A 22,820-nucleotide genomic window follows, 5' to 3' on the forward strand; every position below is an offset into this window, starting at 1 on the left:
GAAAACGTAACGTTACTCCTGGCACCGGGAGCCGACAGAAAAAATTGAGCTCCCTGACAATGAACGCCGCGTCGATCGCGCGAAGGTCACAGCCAGGACGAATGCTATCGCGGCCGTGATCGAGGCGACGCCGAACGTGAGGGCGCCGCCGCCGCGCTTGTAGAGCTCGCCCCACGCCAGCATTCCGATGACGGATCCAGCGCCGGCGCTTGCGGAAAAGAGCCCCTGCGCCGTGGCGAGGATCTGCGGCGGAGCGCGATCTCGCGTGTAGGCGAGCGAGGCGACCCACATCATGGCGAAGGAGACCGCGTGGAGCGGCTGGAGCGCGAGCAGGGCGGGCCAGAAGCGCACGTACGAGAGCAAGGCCCAGCGGAGCGAGGCGCCGGCGAAGGCGACGGCGAGCGCCACGGGCGGCGCGAACCGCTGGAGCAGGGGGCCGGAGAACGCCATGAGCGCGATCTCGCCCGCGACGCCGACGGCCCACGCGACCCCCACCAGCGACTCGGGGAAGCCGACGTCGCGCAGGTGCAGCGTGTAACAGAGGTCGTAGGAGGAGTTCGCGCTCTGGGCCAGGAACGAGGCCGCGAGGAACAGGCGGAAGTCGCGGCTCCGGAGGAGGGCGCGGGCGCGCTCGCGCACGGAGCCGCCGGCGGCCGGCGCGCGCGCCGCGCCCTCCACGCCCCGCGCGGCGCCTCGCTGGCCGAGGCGCTGGAGCGGCGCCTCGGCGCCCGCCGGGAGCGCCCACGAGAGGGCGAACGCGACCAGCAGCGCGGCGGTGATCGCGACGGGGAACGCCGCCGGCCGCGCCGGATCGATGAGCGCCCCGCTGGCGATCGCCATCAGCGCGAAGCTGATCGAGCCCCAGAGCCTGAGCCGGCCGTAGGCGATCCCGGAGGTCAGCGACGCCTCGAGCGCGACCACGTCGGCCATGGTGAACATCGGCGCGCGGAAGAACGCGAACGCGAGCGCCGCGGCGAAGAGCCCGCCGAAGCCGAGCGAGACGCCGAGCGCCGACGACAGCGCGAGCAGCGCGAACACGGCGAGGGCGCCGGCGCAGGCCGCCCGGATCAGCCACACGCGCACGCCGAGCGCGTCGGCGATGAGGCCGAACACCGGCGGCGCGACGAGCCCCATCGCGGGGAGCGTCGCCGCGATCGCCCCCATCGCGAGGCCTCGGGCCCCCCGCCCCTCGAGCCAGCTCGGGAACAGCGGCAGGTACACGCCGAGGACGGCGAAGATGCCGAAGTAGTAGAGCGAGATCGCCCGCGGAGACGGTTTGAGCTGCAAAGAAATGGGAGATGGCATCGGCGGTGAGGGCAGCGCACCAACGAAAACGGCGGCGCCTCCCTGGGGAAGCGCCGCCGCATGAACGTCGTCCTAGCTCGGATCAGTAACGATCGCCGCCGCGACCGCCGCGGCCGCCGCGACCACCGCCGCCGCCGCCGTAACCGCCGCCGCCACCGCCACGACCGCCGCGGCCACCGCCGCCGCCGCCGCCGCCGTAACCGCCGCCGCCGCCGCCGCCGTAACCGCCGCCGCCGCCGCCACCGCCGCGCTGGACCCGCTCCTCCGCCTCGTTCACGCGAAGCGGACGGCCATCCATGAGGGCGCCGTTCATCTGCTCGATCGCCTGCTGGGCCTGCTCAGGCGTGCCCATCGTGACGAACCCGAAACCCCGCGACTGCCCGCTCTCGCGGTCGGTCACGATGTGCACATCCGTCACCTCGCCGCTTTGGGCAAACGCAGCCTGCACGGAGGCCTTGGTGGCGGAGAAGGGGAGATTACCAACGTAGAGGCGAGTACCCATGACACTGATTCACTTCACGGCTCTGCGAGATGCGTCAGCTTCGGTGCCGAACAGTGCCCTGCCGCCCCGATGGAGCCGTGGGGGATCGAGGGAGGGCGGCGCTGGGGAGGAGCCCCCGGTGCGCCACACGTTGCGTCGTCCAGTCCGCGATCAATCCGCGATCCCCGAGAAGAGAAGCGTCGTGTCGAGTGCCAGTGACGTTCGTGACCAGCCGATAGTAACCAAATGTCCCCCCGGCGCAAGCGCTGGAAGCAGCCCCTCCCGCCGGCGCAGCCGCGCACCGCCCGCCCGGACGTCCCGACCGAACCGCCGCGATGCGGCAGCGTCTGCTGGCATTGGACGCGCCGGTCGCGTCGGTCGCGTCCGTTGCACCTGCTGCGTCCGTCGGTCGCGCCTGCTGCCCCCGTCGGCGGGCGCATCAACGCCCGGCCGATCGACGGAACGTGGCGCCGAGATCCCAGCCCTCGCCGCCCCCGGCGCGCGCGAGCGCGACGTCCGGCAGCACGCCGCCCGCGATCCGGACCTCGGCGATCACGCCGAGGCGGAGCGTCGTGGTCAGCGAGCGCGGCGCGGCGGTGGGCGCGAGCCGGGGCGGGTGGCGGGCGAGGTCGAGCGCGCGGACGCGGTCGTCGGCGGTCGCGAGCGCGAGCAGCGCGTGGAGAGGCCCGGGGCCGAGCGGGCGCACGAGCTCGATCGCGAGCGCCGCCTTGCCGCGGGCGCGGCGGCGCCCGAGCTCCGCGCGCGAGACGGGCTCTGCCGTGACCTCGTGCCCGGGCCGCGAGAGGATCGGCGCGACCGCCTCGGCGACCTCGACGAGGTGCGCGGCGGATTCGTCCACGAGCAGCTCGGCCGGAGGACCGCCCCACGCGGGATCGCCGTGCGCCCTGGGGAGACCCGAGAGGCCGAGGTGCGCGAGGCGCTCGGGCGGCAGCGCGTCGACCAGCCGCTGCGCGACGCCGGGCTGACCGAAGGGGCCGGCCTCCGGGCCGGTGGTCAGCACGATCCAGCCGGCGACGCCGAGATCGAAGCGGACAGCGCCGCGGCGGTTCGCGTGCAGCCCGGCGCCGAGCCACCCGAGGTCGTCGCGCTCGGTCTCGAACGCGCGCAGCGACGTCGTGAGGTCCTCCGAGCGGATCACGTCGATCGCGTCGAGGAAGGCAGCGCCGCGCGCGGCGACGTCGTTGCGCGTCAGCGTGATCTGCCGCGGGCCGAGGTCGGCCCGGAAGGCGCCGGTGCCGTCCGGCGACGCGGGGTCGAAGCTGCGCGGCAGGAGCGCGACCATCGGCGACGCGAGCGCGCGGGCGACGCGGGCGGGATCCGCGCGCGGGAACACGGCGGCGAGCGGATCCTTCGGGTGCCGCTCGGGCCTCGGGACGTCGGCGAGCACCGCGGCGGCGCCGCGAGCGCGGGCGCGCTCGACCGAGCTCACGACGTCGCGGCCGTCGAGCTTGACGAGGCGCGCGGTGCGCAGCCCGTCGCGGAGGCGCACGACCGCGGCGTCGCCCTCGCGCGACGGGAGCGCGGACGTGAGCGTCGGGTAAGGGTTCCCGGACGCGTCCAGGCCGTAGAGGCTGTCGGCGATCGCCGACGCGAACAGGGCCGCGGCAGGATCGCTCAGGTCGTGCGGGTCGAGCGAGCTCGTCGGCCACGGGAGGTGCATCGTGATGCGGCCGCCGAGCGGGGTGCGCCCCATGGCGCGGGCGCGCCCCGGGAGGGCGGCGGCGCCGAGCAGCGCGCCGGCGCCGCCGAGGAAGGCGCGGCGCGGGAGCGAGCGGCTCACCGCACCACCCAGATCTCGTCGGCCGTCGCGACGGCGAACGGGGCGCGCCCGGGCCCGTCGGGCGGGCAGACCGCGAGCGCGCGCACCCCCGCCGGCGCCGGGAGGCGCAAGATCTCCGGGGGCGCGGCGCGGGAAGGGCCGCCGTGATCGCGCCGCCACGAAAAGACGACGACGGCGTCCTCGAGCGGATCGAGCACGTCGAGGCTGGCGAGCAGCTCGGGCTCGCCGTCCTGATCGAGATCGCCGATCGCGAGCTGCGCCCCGGCGCTGCCCACGAGCTTGCGGCGGCCCGCGCTGTCCCGGAGCTCGACCGCGCCGCGCTCGCGCGCCGCCCAGACCGTGAACGGCTCGCCCCGGGCCGACAGGAGCTGCGCCGACGCGAGCGCGTCGTACCGGCCGGCGAGCGCCGGCGTCGCCGGCGGCGGATCGGCCGGGGCGCACGGCGCGAGCGGGCCGGTGAGGAGCGGCCCCCACGCCGTCGTGCAGGCCGAGCCGCCCGCGTCCGGGATCGCCAGCCCTGGGAGCTCGGCGAGCGCGTTCAGCTTGCCGTCGAAGCGGACGCTGCGAGCGCGATCGGTGAGCCCGACGTCGGCGAACGGCGGCTCGGGCTCGCCGTCCCGCTCGCGCTCGACGAGCGTGGCGAACGCGAGCGGCTCGCGGAGCGGCGACGGGTGCACGGCGACCACGTCCGGCCACGAGCGCGACGCGAGCGGCACGACCCGGCCGCCGCGGAGGCGGAGCGTGGTCACGCGCCGCCGGCTCACGCTCAGGATCTCGAGCGCGCCGTCGGCGTCGAGATCCCCGCACGCGAGGGCGACGACGTCGCCCTCGAAGTTCTTCGCGCGATCGACCCGGGCGGCGACGAGCGGGACCGGCGCGAGGTAGCTGCGGACCTCCGCGTCGAGGGGCGCCTCGGCGTACGCGTGGGCGATCGGCCCCGGCTCCGGATCGCGGATGCGCGCCCAGACGGTGCGCGGCACCGGGTACACGTCGACCGTGACGCGCAGCCGACCCGCCGCGACCTCGACGGCGAGGTGGACGAGCGCCGCGTCGTCGCGCGCGGCCTCGCGCGCGAGCGGCAGCGGGATCGGGTCCTTCTGCGCGCGCGCGCCGGCGCCGAGCTTGCCGGCGAGGTGGGCGGCGAGCGCGGCCGCGAGCTGGGCGCCGCGCGGCGCCGGCGCGTCCGAGACGAGCGGGCCGGCCGTGACGAGGACGCGGCCGGGGACGGGGTCGAGCGAGCGCGCGAGCGCGTCCACGACGCGCGCGACGGCCGAGCGCGGCGGCTTCGGGGCGGGCGCCGGCGCGGCGTGGCGCGGCGGCGCGGCGGGCGGCGGCGACGGCTGCGCCGCGGCGGGGCGCGCGAGCGCGAGGAGGGCGACGAGGAGGAGGCTCCGGGGCGACAACGCCACGATGTTACGCGCGCCGGTGGGGTCGGGGCCAGAGCCGCAGCCCCGCCGGCACCACGACGAGCGCGACGACGAGGCCGACCGCGCTGCCGAGCGCGCCGACCCGGCCCAGATCGCGGAGGCCGTCGAAGCGGCAGAACGCGAGCGCGGCGAAGCCCGCGGCCGTGGTCAGCGCGGTGGCGGCGATCGCCGGCCCCTCGTGGCGCAGCGTCTCGCGGATCACGGCGTCGCCGCCGCCCGCCGCCTCGATGTCGCGGGCGCGGTGGAGCAGGAACATGCCCTCGTCCACGGTGATCCCGAGCAGCACCGGGATGACGAGCGCGTCGTACGCGTGCAGGGGGATGCCGATCGCCCGGATCAGCAGGAGCACGAGCGAGATCTCGGAGGCGACGACGAGCGCGGCCAGCGCGACGTCCCGCACGCTGCGGAGGGAGGCCGAGAGCGCCAGCAGCACGAGCGCCCCGGCGACGATCGCGATCCGCGGCATGTCGTGGGCGAGCGTCTCGCGCAGCGACGCCTCGAGCCGGGTGTAGCCGGTGAGCATGGCCTTCGGGTCCTCCTCGCGGATCGCGCGCTCGATCCGGTCGACCGAGCCGGCGTCGCGGGGCCGGACGTACAGCGCGACGAGCGCCTCGCCCCCGTCCGCGCCGAGGTAGCGCGAGAGCAGGATGGACGCGGGGCCGCGCTCGAGATCGGCGAGCGTGACCTCCTGCCGCGGCGGCGAGCGCATCCCGTCCAGCACCGCCGCGAAGCGCTCGGGCGCGAAGCCCGTGTCGCGGAGCGCCCGCTCGAGCTCGCCGGCCTTCGCGGGCAGGTCGAGCGCGTCGCGCGCGGCGAACCGCGCGGCCTGCGTCGAGGGGGCGGGCGCGAGCGCGGTGAGCGCGTCGACGGCCTCCACGTCGGCCTTCATCGAGGCGAGGCGCTCCGCGAGGCGATCGGCCCGGGCGCGGGCGCGCTCCTGCTCGCCGTCCGCGAGGAGCACCACCCACTGCCCGCGCCGCCCGCCGAACGCGTCGAAGATCGCCTGCTGCACCTTGAGCGGCTCGAGCTCGGCGGGCCGGATCGCGACGATGGCCTCGGCGAGCGGCGGCGCGGCGCCGAGGGCGACCGCCGCGATGGGGAGCGCCGCGAGCGCGGCGAGCGCGAGCGCGCGGCCCCGGGTCCGGGTGAGCCGGTAGAGGCCGTCGGGCCAGCGCGCCGGCGCGTCGGGCGGCGGGGCCCCCCGCTCGAGCCAGGCGCCGACGGCCGGCGTCACGAGGACGATCGCGATCGCCGTGAGCACCTCGCCCGCGGCGCACAGCAGGCCGAGCTGCCGGAGGGCGTTGATGTCCGACAGCGCGAGCGCGCCGAACGCCGCCGCCGCGGTGACGGCGGCGACGAGCACCGCGCGGAAGGTCCGCGCCCTCGCGGCGCGACCGGCCGCCTCCGGATCGAGGCCCTCGCGCCGCGCCTCGAGCAGCGCGGCGTAGACGTGGACGCCGGTGTCGACGCCGACGCCCACGACGACCGACATGAAGGCGACCGCGATCGCGCTGAGCCCGCCCGGGAGCGCGGTGGCGAGCCCCGCGGTCCAGACGGTCCCGAGCACGAGCGGCGGCATCACCGCGGCGAGCGCGCGCATGCGGCGGAAGAGCAGCGCGAAGACCGCGGAGGCGAGCAGCATCGAGAGCGTGCTCGAGACGGCGAGATCGCGCGTGAGCATCTCCTCGGTGGCCGCGGCGATGGCGTGCCCGCCGGTGAGCCCGAGCGTGAGCCGCGGGTGCGCCGCGCGGATCGGGTCGAGGACGGCGTTCGCGTCGGCGACGAAGGCCCGTGCGTCGGCGCCGCGGAGCGCCTGCCCGGCCGGCTGCACCAGGACGAGGTGCACCTTGCCGTCGTCCGTGGCGAACGCGCCGTCGGCCTGCGTGCGCACCCCGGAGCCGATGTCCGCGGACTCGAAGACGAGCTGCGCGAGCCGCAGCGGGTCGGCCGCGATCGCCTCGGCCGCGGCGCCGCCGCCCGGCGCGAGCAGCATGGCGCGCGTCTCGGCGAGGCGCTCGCGCATCCCCTCGGGCGAGAGCGCGGCGGCGAGCCGCTCCCGCACGCGCGCGTCCGCGTGCCGGAAGGCGAGCCACGGATCGAGCGCGCGCGAGGCGTCGATGCGATCGGCGGCGCGCTGCACGGTCGGGCGCGCCGCGAGGGCCCGCGCGATCTCGGCGGCCACCGCGGCGCTCTCGTCGGGGTCGTCCCCCTTGACCATCACGACGCCGAGATCGCCGCCCCCGAACCCGCGCACGTACCGGCGCAACGCGGCGGCGTCGCCGCGCTCGGGCAGGAGCGAGGCGACGTTCGGCTCGAGCTGTAGCCGCAGCGTCACGGCGGCGAAGGCGGCGAGCGTCAGCGCCGCGAGGGCGAGCGCGACGGCGAGGCGGAGAGGCCGGCGCGGGGCGCGTGCGCGGGCCGGCGAGGGCGGAGGGGGCGCTGCCATGGCGAGCCGGGCCGGGCCCGGGGCCGCTCCTCTACCCTCACACCCGCCCCGCCGCGAGGACATCGCGCGCGCCGCGCCCCCGCCGGCGGCGCTTGCGCCCGCGGGCGCGCCGGTTCATCCCGGCGGCATGGAGCTCCCCCCGATCGTCCTCGCAGGCAGAGCCGTCCTGCGGAAGCCCGCCGCGCCCGTCCCGCCCGAGGAGATCGGGACGAAGCAGCTCAAGCAGCTCGTCTCGACGATGGTCGCGGTCATGCGCCAGGCGCCCGGCGTCGGGCTCGCGGCGCCGCAGATCGGCGTCGGCCAGCAGGTGATCGTGCTCGAGGATAGCGAGGCGCTGATGTCCCGCCTCACGCCGGAGCAGCGCGCCGAGCGCGGCCGCGTGCCCTTCCCGCTGCAGGTGATCGTCAACCCGACGCTGAAGGTCCTCGCGCCGTCGCTGCCGGGGGCGGCCGACGCGGCGGGCGCTGGGCGGGCGACGTTCTTCGAGGGCTGCCTGAGCGTTCCGGGCTACATGGCGCTGGTCGAGCGGGATCTGTCGGTCGAGGTGAGCGGCGTGGACGCGGACGGCAAGGAGGTCCGCTGGCAGGCGACTGGGTGGCCCGCCCGGATCCTCCAGCACGAGGTCGATCACCTCCGCGGCACGCTGTACGTCGATCGCATGATCTCGCGATCCTTCTGCAGCAACGAGGAGGCGAAGGTCCTGCTCGGCCAGTCGGTCGCCGAGGCGCGGGCCGCGCTCGGCGCGTGACCGCGCGCCCGTCGGGCGAGCGCCCGCGAGGCGCGCGCTCAGGGCGAGGCGCCGGCGCCGCGCCCGGCGAGCTCTTCTACGATCCGCTCCATCCTGATCCCGCGCGAGCCCTTCACGAGGACCAGATCGCCGCGCTCGACGATCTGAAGCGCCCGGCTCGCGGCGGCGCTCGCGTCGCCGGCGAACCACGCTCGCACGCCGGCCGCCTCGGCGGCGCGCGCGATCCGCGCCGCCTCGCCGCCGACGGCGACCAGCGCGGCGGGGCGCGCGGCGCCGACCGCCTCGCCGAGCGCGTCGTGCTCCGCCGCCGCGAGCGCGCCGAGCTCGCGCATCTCGCCGAGCAGCAGGACCAGCCGCTTCCCGAGCGCCTCGGCCAGCTCGACCGCCGTCCTGAGCGACGAGCGCATCGACAGGGGGTTCGCGTTGTAGCTGTCGTCGATGACCACGGTGCCGTCCGGCAGCTCGCGGACCGACAGCCGCCCGTCCCCCGGCGGCGCGAGCCCCGCGGCGGCGCGGGCCGCCCGCTCCGTCGAGAGCCGCTCGCCGAGCGCCTCCTCCACCGCAACGACGGCCGCCGCCGCGGCCAGCGCCCCGGCCTCCCCGAGCAGCGGGACCACGATCTCCAGCGCCTCCCCTCCCCGCTCGATCCGCACCGAGGTGCCGCGCACCCCGACCGGCCGTCGCCCCGCGATCCGGATCTGCGCGCGCTCGCCGAACCCGTAGGTGATCCGCCGCGCGGCGCCGGCGCGATCGAGCTGCTCGACCACCTTCGCGTCGTCGCCGTTGCCGAGGGCGACCCCGTCGGCCGGCAGGGCGGCGAGCAGGTCCCCTTCCTCGGCGGCGACGTCCTCCAGCGTGCCGAGCCCCTCGGTGTGCTCGATGCCGATGGACGTCAGCACGGCGAGGTCCGCCCCCGCGATCCGCGCGAGGGCCGCGACCTCGCCGCGGTGGTTCGTGCCGATCTCGACGACGGCGAAGCGATGGCGGTCCTCCAGCCCGAGCAACGTCATCGGCAGCCCGATGGCGTTGTTCAGGTTGCCCGCGGTCGCGTGCACGTCGCCGCGGCCCGCGCCCGCGAGCAGCGCCGCGATGGTCCGCGTCGTCGTCGTCTTGCCGGCGGAGCCGCCGATCGCGACGATCGCCCGCGGCCCGTCCGGGTGCGCGCCCCCGCGCCACCGCTCGCGGTGCGCGCTGGCCAGCGCCCCGAGCGCCGCGAGCCCGTCCTCCACGAGCACCGCGCCGCCTCCGGGCGGCAGGTCCACCTCCCGGGAGACGACGAACGCGGCCGCCCCGCGCTGCGCCGCGGCGCCGATGAACCGATGGCCGTCGAAGGTCTCGCCGGTGAGCGCGACGAACGCCGCGCCGGGCGCGATCGTGCGGCTGTCCGTCGAGATGCCCCGCGCCGCCGGCCCGGCCCTCAACACGCGCCCGCCGGTCGCGCGCGCCAGCTCGTCGAGGGTGAAGGGGGCAAAATTCTGCGGGATCGGCGTCGCCATCGCGGGCGATCACCAGCATGGAACGGGGCGCAGGGCCAACGAATCGCCGGCGCGCGGCCCTCGCGCGCGTCGAGCCGCCTCAGCGCCGGGTCTTTTCCTTGTCGATCTCGTCGTAGATGTCGTCGCCCTTCGGCCGCGGGCGCGCGGCTGGCCGGGGGGCCGCGGTCGCGGTGGGCGCTGCGGTCGCGCTCGGGGTGGGCTCGGCTGATGTCTCGGCGGTCGTCGGGGGCGGCTCGGTGTAGTCGATCGCGATGGGCCCGCCGCCGCGCATGCTCTGCCACAGCGTGATCCCGACGAGCGCAAGGAGGGCGATCGCCAGGATCACGCTGAGCACGATGATGAGCGTCCTGCCGCCCTCGCGGCGCGGCGCCGTCACGGCGGGCGGCTTCTGCGGCTCCGCGCGCTCCTGCACGAAGTTCGACGGGAGCGCCGGCAGCTCGAGCCGCGCCGACGTGGTGGCCCACGGGCTCTCCGCGGGCGGCATCGCCGCGTGAGCCGCCTGGGGCGCGCCGGCCGCCGCCGCGCCGTCCCAGCCGCCGGCGGCTTGCGGCGCGCCCGCGGCGGCCGCGCCGTCCCACCCGCCGCCCGCCGGCGGCGCGCCGGGCGCCGCCGCGGCGGGCGCTGCGCCCATGGCCGGAGCCGGCGCGGGCGCAGCGGCCGAGGGCGGCCCAGCTGGCGCCTGAACGCCCGCGTGCAGCGAGGGCAGCGGCATGCGCCCGGCCTCCTGGACAGCGGGGCCCGCGGAACCGAAGCCCGGGCCCGCGAAGGCCGGCGGCGCCGCCGGAGGGGGCGGCTGCGCCGCGTTCGCGGCCAGCATCCGCTCCGTGTTTGGCGCCGGCTGGAACGACATCTGGCTCGGGGGCGCCGGATCCGACGGCGGCGGCGCCGAGATGAACGGGAGGCCGCTCGCAGAAAAGACGCCGCTGGCCGACAGCACGTCCTGCTGCGAGACGAGCCCGGGCGGGAGGGTCCCTCCGCGCGCCGAGACGTTCCCCGCGGGCGGCTGGGTGTAGCCGGACCTCGCCGCCGCCGGAGGGGAGGCGGGCGCGGAAAACTCGGGCGTCGACGACGCCGGCCCAGCGAGGCCAGGCGCCGACGGCGCGGGCGCTGCGAACGCGGGTGGCGACGGCGCGGGCGCTGCGAACGCGGGCGCCGACGGCGCCGGTCCGGGATACGCCGCCCCGGGGGCGGCGGGCCCGGCGAGCCCGGCCGCCGAGGGCGCCGGTCCGGCGAAGCCGGGTGGGCTGTGCTGCTGAAGCTGAGGGCTGAGCGCGTACTGGGTGGAGAGCGGGCGGAGGGCCCCGGGCGCCATCAGCGGCGCCACGGGCAACGGCCGGAAAGGGATCCCCGATGCATGCGTAGATGCGAGCGGCCGGCCTGACTGCGCCGCCATCTCACCCTCGGGGGCTCCCCATGGAACGTGTTTGTCGGTCATCCGCGCGCCCCGGAGAGACCGCCAACGCGGCCCCTCCGCCTCACACTGAAGCGGAACAGCGCTCTCAATCTACCCCCAAGTCTCGGCGTCCGGCCATCCTTCTGACGCGTCGCCCCGCCCCTGAGGCGGCGCTGCGCCGCGGATGCGCAGCGCCGCGGCGCGACCACGCCGCCCGTTGCGGACGAAGGAACAGCGCGGCGCGCTTCCCGGGGCTCGGCCTGTCGAAGATGGACCTCGTCCTCCGCCCTGCGCGGAGCGGACCACGTCCCCGGCCCGCGGCGCGCCCGCATCCAGAGCGCGGGGACGCGCGCGCCGTCAGCAGCCGGCACGGAGGCTCGCGGGCGCGTCCGACGGCAGAGCTCGCACCCAGGGGGCTGTCCACGCTTGCCGGGAACTCTCGACATGGCGGGGCGCGCGCCGCGGACGGGTGACGGCGAGCCCGCGGGGACGCGGGCTCGTGCCGCCGCAGGGCGGCTGTCGATCGCGGCAGCACAGTGCTATGGCTCGTCGCGCTATGGCCGCCGAGACGATGGGCCCCCGCACGTCCACCGGACCTTCTTCCAACGAGCCGCGCGAGCCCGCGCGCTACGATCACGCCGCGGTCGAGCCGCACTGGCAGCGCGCGTGGGAGGAGGGCGAGACCTTCCGCGCCGTCCGCAGCGCGGGCGGCGCGCGCGAGAAGCGCTACGTGCTCGACATGTTCCCCTACCCCTCGGGCTCGGGGCTGCACGTCGGCCACCCCGAGGGGTACACGGCGACCGACATCGTGTCGCGCTACTACCGCATGCGCGGGATCGACGTGCTGCACGTGATGGGCTGGGACGCCTTCGGCCTCCCGGCCGAGCAGCACGCCATCGAGACCGGCACGCACCCGGCCGACACCACGGCGCGGAACATCGCGACGTTCAAGCGCCAGCTCAAGATGCTGGGCTTCAGCTACGACTGGTCGCGAGAGCTCGCCACGACCGATCCACGCTACGTGCGCTGGACGCAGTGGATCTTCCTCCAGCTCTTCAAGAAGGGCCTCGCGTACCAGGACGAGGTGAGCGTCAACTGGTGCCCGGCGCTCGGCACCGTCCTCGCGAACGAGGAGGTGATCGACGGCAAGAGCGAGCGCGGCAACCACCCGGTCTACAAGACGCCGCTCCGCCAATGGATGCTCCGCATCACCGCCTACGCCGACCGCCTGGCGGAGGATCTCCGCCTGCTCGACTGGCCCGAGGGGACGGTCGCGATGCAGCGCGCCTGGATCGGCCGCTCGGAGGGCGCCCTGATCACGTTCGAGGTCAAGGCGTGGAGCCAGGGCTCGGTGAGCGTGTTCACGACCCGCCCCGACACGCTGATGGGCGTCACCTACGTCGTGCTCGCGCCCGAGCACCCGCTCACCAGCTGGCTCACCTCGACCGAGGGCAGCACGTCCGAGCCGCGCCGCGAGGCCGTGCGCGCGTACGTCGCCGCGGCGTCCAGCAAGAGCGATCGCGAGCGCCTCGCCGGGGCCGCGAAGGAGAAGACCGGCGTCGACACGGGCCTGTTCGCCGTGCATCCGATCACGGGCGCCGAGGTGCCGATCTGGGTCGCGGACTACGTGCTCGGCGGCTACGGCACCGGCGCCGTGATGGCCGTGCCCGGGCACGACGAGCGCGACTTCGCCTTCGCCCGCGCGTACGGGCTGCCCATCGTCGAGGTGGTGAGCCCCGACGGCGCCCTGCACGATCAGATCGAGGCCGCCTACGTCGACCCGGGCGTCGCGGTCCGGAGCGGCGAGTTCGACGGGCTCACGACGGAGGAGTGCAAGCGCGCGGTCATCGAGCGCCTCGAGGCGCTCGGCCGCGGCAAGCGCGAGGTGAACTACAAGCTGCGCGACTGGGTCTTCTCGCGCCAGCGCTACTGGGGCGAGCCGATTCCCATCTACTTCCCCGTCGAGCTCGCCGATCCCGGCGGAGATCCCAGGAAGGGCGACGCGCACACGATCCGCTACGACCAGCCGATCGCGGTGGACGAGGCCAGCCTGCCGCTCGAGCTGCCGCCGCTCGCCGACTTCCGGCCTGGCGACGATCCGGCCGGTCCGCTGGCGCGCGCGGTGGACTGGCGGTTCTTCCAGAAGGACGGCGCGTGGTACGCGCGCGAGACGAACACGATGCCGCAGTGGGCGGGGTCGTGCTGGTACTACCTGCGCTTCCTCGACCCGCAGAACGACGCCGAGCCGTTCTCGCAGGCGGCGTACGACGCGTGGATGCCGGTCGACCTCTACGTCGGCGGCGCGGAGCACGGCGTGCTGCACCTCCTCTACGCGCGCTTCTGGCACAAGGTGCTGTTCGACCTCGGCCACGTGAAGCACCCCGAGCCGTTCATGAAGCTCGTCCATCAGGGCATGATCCTCGGCGAGGACAACGAGAAGATGTCGAAGTCGCGGGGCAACGTGATCAACCCCGACGACATCGTGCGGGCCTACGGCGCCGACGTGCTGCGGCTCTACGAGATGTTCATGGGCCCGCTCGAGGCCGTGAAGCCCTGGCAATCGGCCCAGATCCAGGGGGTGGTCCGGTTCCGGGATCGCGTCTTCGCGACGTGCACGCGGCCGCTCTCGGACGTGATGGACGACGCGACGAGCCGGCAGCTCCACAGGACCATCAAGAAGGTGACCGGTGACGTCGAGGCCATGGCGTTCAACACCGCCATCTCCGCGATGATGGTCTTCGTGAACCACCTGAGCTCGCTGCCCTCGCCGCCGCGCGAGGCGGTGCTCCGGCTGATCCTCCTCGTCTCGCCGTTCGCGCCGCACCTCGCGGAGGAGCTGTGGCGGCTCACGGGGCATCAGCGCTCGCTCGCCTACGAGCCCTGGCCGACGTACGACGAGGCGCTCTGCATCGATGACGTCCTCGAGATCCCGGTGCAGGTGAACGGCAAGGTCCGCGGCCGGGTGATGCTGGCGAAGGCGGCCTCCGAGGAGGAGGCCCGCTCCGCCGCGTTCGGCCTGGAGAGCGTGGCCGCCCTCGCCGCCGGCAAGCAGGTGAAGAAGTTCATCTACGTGGCCGGGAAGATCGTGAACATCGTCGTCGGCTGACGCTCCGGCGCCGCCCTGGGAGAACGAGCGCCGGCGCTGCTGCGACGTCGCGAACGGACGCTCCCAGCGGGCGGCGCGAGGCGGCTCTTCGCGGATCCCGACGCTCCGCGCTCGCCCATCGTCCCTTCACGAGAGGATCGATCGCGGAGCCTCTGGCTCCCTGCCGGCGCCGAGGTCGGGCGCTCGGATCCACGTGAGCCCGATCGGCGCGCCGGCCGCAGCGCCCACCACAGCGCGGCGCAGCTCGGCGGGCGCGTGAGCTTCCTCGGAAGCAATCCTCTCCTGCCTCGAGGAACGCGGCCCATGCACAGCCCAGGCTGGCAGGTGCCGTGCAACGGCGGCTGGCCGTGTGCCGGAACAGCACCGCGTGGTGTACCCGAGCTGGATACCTCCTCGCCGCCGCCGCGCTGGCCGGCTGCGCGGGCGACGCGGGCGAGCCTCCCGCGCGCGGGGAGGACGCGGACGAGGCTGCGCTGGAGATCAAGGGAGGCTATCCCGACACGGGAGATCGCGCGGTCGCCGGGCTGATCATCACGGATCGGAAGGGCCGCGTCGCGCGGACCTGCTCGAGCACCCTGATCGCGCCCGACCTGGTGCTCACGGCGCAGCACTGCATCGCCGAGGCGCCGAAGCTCATCTCCTGCAGGACGGCGGCGTTCGGTGAGCCGGTCGACGCCTCGCAGGTCTACGCCACCCTCGGCCGGGCCATGTGGGCCGGCGGCGCGCCGTGGCTCGCCGCGCGCGCGGTGCTCAGCCCGCCCGACGGCAACGCCGTGTGCGGCCGCGATCTCGCGCTCATCGTCCTCGCCTCGCCGGTCCCGAGCAGCGACGTCACGCCCCTCGCGCCCCGCCTCGACCGGCCGCCCGAGGAGAGCGAGGTCTACTCGGCGATCGGCTTCGGCGACACGGAGGGCAGGGCGCGCGACGGCGGCGCGCGCCGGCGCCGCGACGGGCTCCACGTCGAGTGCGTCGGCTACGGGTGCGGGACGCAGGAGCGCGTCACGGGCAGCGAGTGGCGCGGCGAGAGCGGCATCTGCAGCGGCGACTCGGGCGGACCCGCGCTCGACGGCGCCGGGCGGATCATCGGCGTGACCTCGCGCGGGCCGTCCGGCTGCTCCGACCCCATCTACGGAGGGCTGATCGCCCATCGCGACTGGCTCGTCGCCGAGGCGGCGCGCGCCGCCGACGCCGGCGATTACAGCGCTCCCTGGTGGGCCACGGCGCACGGCTCGGCGGAGCGTTCGCCGTCGCGTCGGCCGCTCGACGAGCGCTGGCTCTCGTGCGCCCACGGCCCCGTCGCCGGGGGCGGGGCCGGCTCCGCGCGCGCGCTCTTCGCGCTCGTCGCGCTGCTCGCGCTGAAGCGCGCCGGGACGGCGGCTGCGCCGGCGCGCGCCGCGCGGCGGAGCACGATTTCCGCCTGATCGACGCTCCGACGCACACCTCGCCTGCTAGGATGCGCCCGTCCAGACCCTGCGGAGTGTCCATGCCCAGCTCGCCCATCATCCGTCCGGCCGCGCTCCTCGCGGCGCTCGCGCTCGCCTCGACGTCCCTCGGCTGCGGGCCGACCTACGTGCGCGGCAACCAGGTCGAGGGGCTCGACGACGCCGCGATGAGCACGGGGATCGACAAGCGCGACATCGAGCAGCTCCTCCACGAGAACCTGAAGTCGCTGATGGCCTCTCCCATCGCGAAGGCGTGGGCGCAGGAGGGCTCGCGGCCCACGCTCGCCATCTACCCGCTGTCGAACCAGACGAGCGAGCACATCGACAGCCAGCTCCAGGCGCTCCTGTCGGACATCGAGACGTACATGGTCAACACGGGCCTCGTCACCGTGGTGAGCGTCGAGCGCCAGCAGCAGATGATCGCCGAGATCGAGAAGCAGCACGGCGGCGGGTTCGATCCGGACCACATCGCCGAGTACAACCGCCAGCTCGGCGCGAAGTACTACATCACCGGCAAGGTCTTCACCTCCGACGAGCGCACCGAGGACGAGCGCCGCGTCCAGTACTTCATGTTCATGCAGCTCATCGAGGTCGCCACGAGCGCGGTGGCCTGGCAGAACAAAGCCGCCTTCACCAAGGCGCTCATCCAGGAGTGATGCGCTGGCGGCACGCGAGCCTCCGGGGGCGCGGGCGCGCGGTCCTTCTGCCTCTCGCGCTGCTCCTCGGCGTCGGACAGGCCGCCTGCGCCGGCCACGAAGATCGCGTGCGCACCGCGCTCGCCGCGCTCGACCGCGGGGCGCCCGCGGAGGCGGTGGCCGCGCTGAACGAGCAGATGGAGGTCGAGAGCGCGGCCGAGCTTCCGGCGCTCACGGGCGACAACGCGCTCCTCCTGCTCGACCGCGGCAACATCCTCCTCGGCATGGACCGCTACGAGCTGTCCGCGCGCGATCTCGGGGCGGCGGACAAGTCGATCGACCTGCTCGACATGTCGCGCGGGGCCGCCGCCGAGCTCGGCAAGTATCTCTTCTCGGACGACGCGGGCCCGTACAAGGCGCCTGCGCACGAGAAGCTGCTCATCAACACCATCAACATGATGAACTACCTGGCCCAGCGCGACCTCAGCGGGGCCAGGGTCGAGGCCCGCCGCCTCGTCGTGATGCAGAAGTACCTGCGCGATCACGAGGGCGAGACGGCGCTCATCGGCCTCGGGAGCTACCTCGCCGGCTTCGCCTTCGAGAAGAGCGGTCAGCTCGACGAGGCGCTCCTCTACTACGACGACGCGCTCCGCCACGGGCCGTATCCGTCGCTCCGCGCCCCGCTGCGCGCGCTCACGCGCGGCGAGCCGAGGACGCCCCGCATCGCCGCCCTGATCGAGGGCGTGGAGCCGCCGCCGCCGCTCGACGAGGCCGGCGAGGCGGAGCTCGTGGTCGTCGTCGGCTTCGGGCGCGTGCCGCAGAAGATGCCGCAGCGCTTGCCGATCGGGCTCGCGCTCACGCTCGTCGCCGACGACATCAGCCCGACCGATCGCGCGCGGGCCAACGAGCTCGCGGCGAAGGGGCTCGTGACGTGGGTCAACTACCCGACGCTCGCCCGGGGCAAGGGCGGCTACGCGATCCCGACCCTGAAGCTGGATGGGCGCTCCCAGCCGCTGGAGCAAGCCCTCGACATCGAGGCGCAGGTGCGCTCGGCCTGGAAGACGAGCGAGGGCACGATCATCCTGTCGGCCATCACGCGGACGCTCGCCCGCGTCGCCGCGGGCGAGGCGGCCCAGGGCGCCACCGAGGCGGCCGCGGAGGACTCCGGGCCGCTGGGCCTGCTCGTCGGCCTGCTCACGAGCGCGACGCTGACCGCCCTCGACACGCCGGACACGCGCGGCTGGTCCACGCTCCCCGCGCGCATCGCGATCGCGCGCACCCGCGTCCCCGCGGGCACGCACGAGGTCGTCGTGAGCGCCCGGGGCGAGGTGCGGCGCGCCCGGGTGAGCGTTGCCGCGGGCGGGTGGGCCTTCGTCCCGGTGATGGTGCTGCGCTGAGCGGCCCCGGGCGCGGCCCGGAAGGGTTGCCGGCGCATCCCTCCCGCGGCAGTCTCCGCGCCGATGCGTAGCCTTGCTCTCCGCGCCGTGCTGGTCCGCGCGCTCTCGGCGTGCTCTCCCCTCGCGCTCCTCGGCGCGACCGCCTGCGGGACGCTGGCCACCTCGCCGTCCTGGGTCGGCGGCGGCCTCGCGGTCTCCGCGCCGATCCGGGCGGCCGAGGAGGACGCGGCGCTCGAGCGGGAGCGGGCGATCGTGGCGAGCCAGCCGAAGCAGATCGGCGCGCGGCACATCCTCGTCATGCACGACGGCTCGAAGAGCAGGCCCGAGGGCGTACGCCGCACGCGCGACGAGGCGCGCGCGCGCGCCCAGGAGGCGCTCCTCAAGATCCGTGGCGGGGCGGCCTTCGAGGACGTGGTCGCCGAGTACAGCGACGAGCCTGGCGCCAAGGAGCGCGGCGGCGACCTCGGGGTGTTCGAGCGCGGCGTGATGGTGAAGGGCTTCGCCGACGTCGCCTTTGCCCTGAAGGTCGGCGAGGTGAGCGAGGTCGTCGAGACCCCGTTCGGGTTCCACATCATCAAGCGCACCGAGTAGCGCCGCTCGCGCGGAGGCCGTGGGCTCGACGCCTCCGTCCGGGTCGCCTACCGTGGCGTGCATGACGAGGACCGCCCGCGCCGCGCTGACCGCCGAGCACCGCCGCCTCGAAGAGGAGCGCGAGCGCGTCTTGCGCTGGAAGCACTGGGGCCCTTACCTGTCGGAGCGCGCCTGGGGGACGGTGCGCGAGGACTACAGCGCGAACGGGGACGCCTGGGCGCATTTCCCGCACGAGCACGCCCGGAGCCGCGCCTATCGCTGGAACGAGGACGGCCTCGGCGGCATCTGCGATCGCCACCAGATCCTGTGCCTCGCCGTCGCCGTCTGGAACGAGAAGGATCCGATCCTGAAGGAGCGGGCCTTCGGCCTGACGGGGCCCGAAGGCAACCACGGCGAGGACGTCAAGGAGATCTACTACTACGAGGACGCGACGCCGACCTCCAGCTACCTGCGTTACCTCTACCGGTACCCGCAGCGCGAGTTCCCGTACGGAGCGCTCGTCGCTGCCGCGCGCGAGCGGGGCCTCTCGGAGGGCGAGGTCGATCTCCCCGATCTCGGCGCCTTCGACGGCGATCGCTACTTCGATGTCATCGTCGAGTACGCGAAGCGGAGCCCGAGCGACATCTTCATGGTCATCACGGTGGTGAACCGCGGCCCGGAGCCCGCGCCGATCCACGTGCTGCCGCACCTCTGGTTCCGCAACACCTGGTCGTGGAGCGACCCTCCCGGTCCGGTCCCGGAGATCCGGGCCATGCAGAGCGGCCCTGGCCACGTGATGCTGCGCGCGGCGCACCCCGAGCACGGCGCGCATCACCTCTACATCGAGGGCAGCCCCGAGCTGCTCTTCACCAACAACGAGACGAACCTCGAGCGGCTCTACGGCGCCCCCTCGCGGACGCCCTACGTGAAGGACGCGTTCCATCACCGGGTCATCCACGGCGACGCGTCGCGGGTGAACCCCGAGCTGCGCGGCACCAAGGCCGCGAGCTGGCACCGCCTCGAGGTGCCGGCCGGCGAGCGCAGGCGGATCCTGCTCCGGCTCGCTCCGGACCCGGTGGAGCGGCCGTTCGAGTTCGTGGACGAGCTCGTGGAGGCGCGCCGCCGGGAGGCGGACGAGTACTATCTCGCCGTCCAGGGCCCTCATCTGTCCGAGGATCGCCGCGCCATCCAGCGGCAGGCGGCGGCGGGGCTCTTCTGGACGATGCAGTTCTATCACTACGACGTCGACACCTGGCTCCGCGGCGACGTCGATGCGCCGCCGCCCGAGCGGCTCTCGGGCCGCAACGGCCAGTGGCGTCACGTCTCGGTCGCCGACGTCATCTCGATGCCGGACAAGTGGGAGTACCCCTGGTTCGCGGCCTGGGATCTCGCCTTCCACGCGATCGCGCTGGCCTCGCTCGACATCGACCTCGCGAAGGCCCAGCTGAAGCTGATGGTCAAGGAGTGGTACCAGCACCCGAACGGCCAGCTGCCCGCGTACGAGTGGGAGTTCTCGGACTTGAACCCGCCGGTGCACGCCTGGGCGACCTACCAGCTCTACAAGATCGAGCGGAAGCAGCGGGGCGAGGGCGACCGTGTGTTCCTGGAGCGGGTGTTCCACAAGCTCCTCATCAACTTCGCCTGGTGGGTCAACAAGCGTGACGCCGAGGGGCACAACGTGTTCGAGGGCGGGTTCCTCGGCCTCGACAACATCTCCCTCTTCGATCGCAGCGAGCGGCTCGCGCCCGGGATGCGCCTGGAGCAGGCGGACGCCACCGCGTGGATGGCGATGTACTGCCTCGACCTCATGCGCATCGCGCTCGAGCTCGCGCTCGACAACTCCGCGTACGAGGATCTTGCCAGCAAGTTCTTCGAGCATTTCCTGCGGATCGCGCACGCGCTCCACCACGCGCAGGGCGGCAGGCTGCCGCTCTGGTCCGAGGAGGAAGGCTTCTACTTCGACATCCTGACCGTCGGCGGGAAGCCGCGGCACGTGAAGATCCGGTCGGCCGTGGGCCTCATCCCGCTCTGCGCCGTGCACGTGATCACGCCGGAGATCTACGGCAAGCTCGCGAACTTCCGGCGCCGGACCGAGTGGTTCCTCCGCAAGAACCCCGCGCTGGCCGAGGCGATCACGGTGCGCCCGGACGGCCGGCAGGTGCTCTCTGCGGTGACGCCGGGGCGCCTCGAGCGGGTGCTCGCGCACCTGTTCGACGAGGACAAGTTCCTCTCGCCGTTCGGCCCGCGCTCGCTCTCGAAGGAGCACGCGGCCGCGCCCGTCTCGCTCGGGCTGGAGCCCTGCCATGCGCAGTACACGGTCGGTTACGAGCCCGGCGAGTCGATCACGCGCATGAAGGGAGGCAACTCCAACTGGCGCGGCCCGATCTGGTTCCCGCTCGGCTATCTGCTCTACCGCTCGCTGCTCCGGCTCGATCACGGCTTCGGCGACGTGCTCACGATCCCTTCGATCGGCAGCCACGGCCCTCGCACGCTCCGCGACGGCGCGCACGAGCTAGAGCGGCGTCTGATCGCGATCTTCGAGCGCGATCGCGAGGGTCGCCGCCCGGTCCACGGCGAGCACGCGCTCTTCCAGCACGACCCGCAGTTCCGGGATCGTCTCTTCTTCTTCGAGTACTTCCACGGCGACACCGGCGCCGGGCTCGGCGCCTCGCACCAGACCGGCTGGACCGCCCTCGTCGGCGATCTGATCCTCCGCGCGGGCCGCCACGACCTCCCCTATTCGTAGCGCTCCACACAAGATGCACGGCTCGGCGCCGTTTCGTGGTCGATCCGTGCTAGGAGGGCGCCTGTGTCGCTGGCGTTCGGCGTCTCGCTCCTCGCGCTGGCCGTCATGCTGGGCGGCATTGCGGCGCTCTTCCGTCACCGCAGCGAGGGCGCGATGTCTGCGCTCCGGACGTTCGCCCTGGTGGGGGCGGCGTCGATAGCGTTGCTGCATCTCTTGCCGGAGGCGCTCGGCGAGATTGGCTGGCCTGCGTCGATCGCGGCGGTGGCGGGCTTCCTGGCGCCGGCCATGCTCGAGCGCCTCGTGATCGGCGAGGCGGGCGCTCACCGGACGCCCACGACGGCGCTTGCGATGGGGTATGCCGCGGTGCTGGCGCATCAGTTCGGCGAGGGTGCGGCGGTGGCGTCGCTCTCGCGGGTAGGTCAGTTGACGCTGCCTGTCGTGCTCGCGCTGGCGGCGCACACGGTGCCGCTCGCCATGGTGGTGGCGATCCAGGTCCTCGAGGTGAGGGCTGGTACAGGCGGCAAGGGCGCCATGAGCGCGGCGCTCGCGGGCATTGCGCTCGCCACGGTGGTTGGCGCCTTCGCGACGCGGCTCGTCGATGTGGAGCACTTTGAGGCGGTCGAGCCCTGGCTGCTCTCTGCCGTCGCGGGCCTTCTCTTGCATGCCCTCTCGCACGAGGCGGTGGCGAGCGGCCCAGCGACGACGGTCAGCCGGGCTGGCGAGGCCGTGGGCGGCCTGCTCGGCCTGGTGCTGGCCACGATCGGCATCGATGAGGAGGAGTGGGTCCAGCAGATCCCGTTTCAGCTCCAGATCGCCGCCCTGGTCGTCCTTGCGGGGCTCATTCTTCTGCGCAGCTACGGCCCGAGGCGCGCAGCCGAGCGCCCCCACTGACCACGCCCGCGACGGCAGCGGTACCGCCGCTGCCCCGTCGCTGTCTGGACCGAGCCCGCGAAGCGCACCGCTGTCGACATGCCGGTCGGACGTCCACGACCACCAGCACGATCTCCGATCGTGCGGCGAAACTGTGGGGCCTGCTGCGCCGCCGAAACAGCTCTCCTGGACGAACGGCTATCCAGCGACCGAGCTCAGCCCTCAGCGGACGAGCTCAGCATCAGCGCGGGTCCGTCGATCCCCACCACCATCGCCGTTCTGACGGACGGTAGGCCCCCAGCGGGGGTGCTCGCCGGGCGGCGCTGCGAGAGCCGGTGTCTGAGCCCGACTGACGTTTCATCTCCGGCGTGCGCAGCGCGCCGGGGATGAAACGTCCCAGGCGAGTTCGGCTCTCGCAGCGCCGCCCGGCGAGCACCCCCGCTGGGGGCCGGGCTGCTCAGAACGCCCTTCCCCCGCCCGGCTCCGCCGCCGCCGACACGCTCCCCGGAAGCCGAGATCGGCCCCGTTGCCGCGTCCGCCGGCAGCTCCCGAGGCCCAGCAGGACCCAGAACAAAAAAAAACCTGCGCATGGCTCGCACCATGCGCAGGTTCGAAGAAAATCCCGGCGGCGTCCTACTCTCCCACCAGGTTGCCCTGGCAGTACCATCGGCTCCAAGAAGCTTAACTTCCGAGTTCGGTATGGGATCGGGTGTGACCTTCTCGATATCACCACCGGAAACTTGTGGGTGCGTCCAATCGGAACCCTGCGGAGCCCGCTTTCGCGGCGCTCTACTCTTTTACGCAGGGCCAGCTGTGTCACGCTGCTCGTCACCCGAACTCCGGGCGCGATGCTTCGATGTTTGCCTTAGAAGTATGGTCAAGCCGCACGACCTATTAGTACCGGTTAGCTCCGCCGATTGCTCGGCTTCCACACCCGGCCTATCAACCTCGTGGTCT

At 74.3% G+C, this 22,820-nt stretch carries 15 protein-coding genes and 2 rRNA genes (1 of these 17 only partly in view); 8 read left to right on the forward strand and 9 right to left on the reverse strand.

Features of this window, described 5'->3' with window-relative positions; all coding sequences use genetic code 11:
- Nucleotides 1-12 precede the first annotated feature (12 nt).
- From WMF20_RS41595 to WMF20_RS41615, 5 genes are all read right to left on the reverse strand, one after another.
- The gene (locus tag WMF20_RS41595) at nucleotides 13-1,287 is read right to left on the reverse strand and encodes an MFS transporter (protein ID WP_437607222.1); all 1,275 of its coding nucleotides are present in this window, start codon (nucleotides 1,285-1,287) and stop codon (nucleotides 13-15) included.
- 100 nt (nucleotides 1,288-1,387) lie between these two features.
- Nucleotides 1,388-1,807, reverse strand: a complete 420-nt coding sequence (locus WMF20_RS41600) for an RNA recognition motif domain-containing protein (RefSeq protein WP_129579465.1) — start codon at nucleotides 1,805-1,807, stop codon at nucleotides 1,388-1,390.
- Nucleotides 1,808-2,225: 418 nt separating this feature from the next.
- Nucleotides 2,226-3,587 (reverse strand): hypothetical protein, encoded by a 1,362-nt coding sequence (locus WMF20_RS41605; protein ID WP_129579466.1) that lies wholly within the window; start codon nucleotides 3,585-3,587, stop codon nucleotides 2,226-2,228.
- Nucleotides 3,584-4,990, reverse strand: a complete 1,407-nt coding sequence (locus WMF20_RS41610) for a hypothetical protein (RefSeq protein WP_437607223.1) — start codon at nucleotides 4,988-4,990, stop codon at nucleotides 3,584-3,586. Before WMF20_RS41610 ends, WMF20_RS41605 begins: the two co-directional genes overlap by 4 nt.
- Nucleotides 4,991-5,000: 10 nt before the next feature.
- A complete protein-coding gene (locus tag WMF20_RS41615) occupies nucleotides 5,001-7,460 on the reverse strand; it encodes an MMPL family transporter (RefSeq protein WP_437607224.1) in 2,460 nt (819 codons plus the stop codon).
- Nucleotides 7,461-7,587: 127 nt separating this feature from the next.
- On the opposite strand from WMF20_RS41615, the gene WMF20_RS41620 reads away from it, so the two are divergent.
- Complete coding sequence (locus WMF20_RS41620) at nucleotides 7,588-8,208, forward strand: peptide deformylase (protein ID WP_129579469.1); 621 nt, start codon at nucleotides 7,588-7,590, stop codon at nucleotides 8,206-8,208.
- 38 nt (nucleotides 8,209-8,246) lie between these two features.
- Here WMF20_RS41620 and WMF20_RS41625 read toward each other — a convergent pair whose 3' ends face one another.
- Both WMF20_RS41625 and WMF20_RS41630 read right to left on the reverse strand, forming a co-directional pair.
- Nucleotides 8,247-9,704 (reverse strand): UDP-N-acetylmuramoyl-tripeptide--D-alanyl-D-alanine ligase, encoded by a 1,458-nt coding sequence (locus WMF20_RS41625; protein ID WP_437607225.1) that lies wholly within the window; start codon nucleotides 9,702-9,704, stop codon nucleotides 8,247-8,249.
- A 79-nt stretch (nucleotides 9,705-9,783) separates the two neighbouring features.
- A complete protein-coding gene (locus WMF20_RS41630; RefSeq protein ID WP_437607226.1) occupies nucleotides 9,784-11,016 on the reverse strand; it encodes a hypothetical protein in 1,233 nt (410 codons plus the stop codon).
- A 622-nt stretch (nucleotides 11,017-11,638) separates the two neighbouring features.
- Here WMF20_RS41630 and leuS point away from each other — a divergent pair.
- The 7 genes from leuS (at nucleotide 11,639) to WMF20_RS41665 (ending at nucleotide 21,884) form a co-directional block, all read left to right on the forward strand.
- A complete protein-coding gene (leuS, locus tag WMF20_RS41635) occupies nucleotides 11,639-14,203 on the forward strand; it encodes a leucine--tRNA ligase (RefSeq protein ID WP_437607227.1) in 2,565 nt (854 codons plus the stop codon).
- Nucleotides 14,204-14,532: 329 nt separating this feature from the next.
- The gene (locus WMF20_RS41640) at nucleotides 14,533-15,624 is read left to right on the forward strand and encodes a trypsin-like serine protease (protein WP_437607228.1); all 1,092 of its coding nucleotides are present in this window, start codon (nucleotides 14,533-14,535) and stop codon (nucleotides 15,622-15,624) included.
- A gap of 62 nt (nucleotides 15,625-15,686) precedes the next feature.
- Nucleotides 15,687-16,301 carry a penicillin-binding protein activator LpoB gene (locus WMF20_RS41645; protein ID WP_129579474.1) on the forward strand — a complete coding sequence of 205 codons (615 nt, stop codon included), beginning with the start codon at nucleotides 15,687-15,689 and terminating at the stop codon, nucleotides 16,299-16,301.
- Complete coding sequence (locus tag WMF20_RS41650) at nucleotides 16,301-17,677, forward strand: hypothetical protein (RefSeq protein ID WP_437607229.1); 1,377 nt, start codon at nucleotides 16,301-16,303, stop codon at nucleotides 17,675-17,677. Before WMF20_RS41645 ends, WMF20_RS41650 begins: the two co-directional genes overlap by 1 nt.
- Nucleotides 17,678-17,740: 63 nt before the next feature.
- The gene (locus WMF20_RS41655; RefSeq protein WP_437607230.1) at nucleotides 17,741-18,268 is read left to right on the forward strand and encodes a peptidylprolyl isomerase; all 528 of its coding nucleotides are present in this window, start codon (nucleotides 17,741-17,743) and stop codon (nucleotides 18,266-18,268) included.
- 61 nt (nucleotides 18,269-18,329) lie between these two features.
- The gene (locus tag WMF20_RS41660; protein ID WP_437607231.1) at nucleotides 18,330-20,993 is read left to right on the forward strand and encodes an MGH1-like glycoside hydrolase domain-containing protein; all 2,664 of its coding nucleotides are present in this window, start codon (nucleotides 18,330-18,332) and stop codon (nucleotides 20,991-20,993) included.
- A 63-nt stretch (nucleotides 20,994-21,056) separates the two neighbouring features.
- Nucleotides 21,057-21,884 (forward strand): hypothetical protein, encoded by an 828-nt coding sequence (locus WMF20_RS41665; RefSeq protein WP_129579478.1) that lies wholly within the window; start codon nucleotides 21,057-21,059, stop codon nucleotides 21,882-21,884.
- A 599-nt stretch (nucleotides 21,885-22,483) separates the two neighbouring features.
- Here WMF20_RS41665 and rrf read toward each other — a convergent pair.
- Together rrf and WMF20_RS41675 are read right to left on the reverse strand one after the other, a co-directional pair.
- Nucleotides 22,484-22,600 (reverse strand): 5S ribosomal RNA (gene rrf / locus WMF20_RS41670).
- Between the two features lie 136 nt (nucleotides 22,601-22,736).
- Nucleotides 22,737-22,820, reverse strand: a 23S ribosomal RNA gene (locus WMF20_RS41675) (it continues 2,923 nt past the right edge of the window).

The organism is Sorangium sp. So ce834, from assembly GCF_051521425.1.
Lineage (GTDB): Bacteria > Myxococcota_A > Polyangia > Polyangiales > Polyangiaceae > Sorangium > Sorangium cellulosum_D.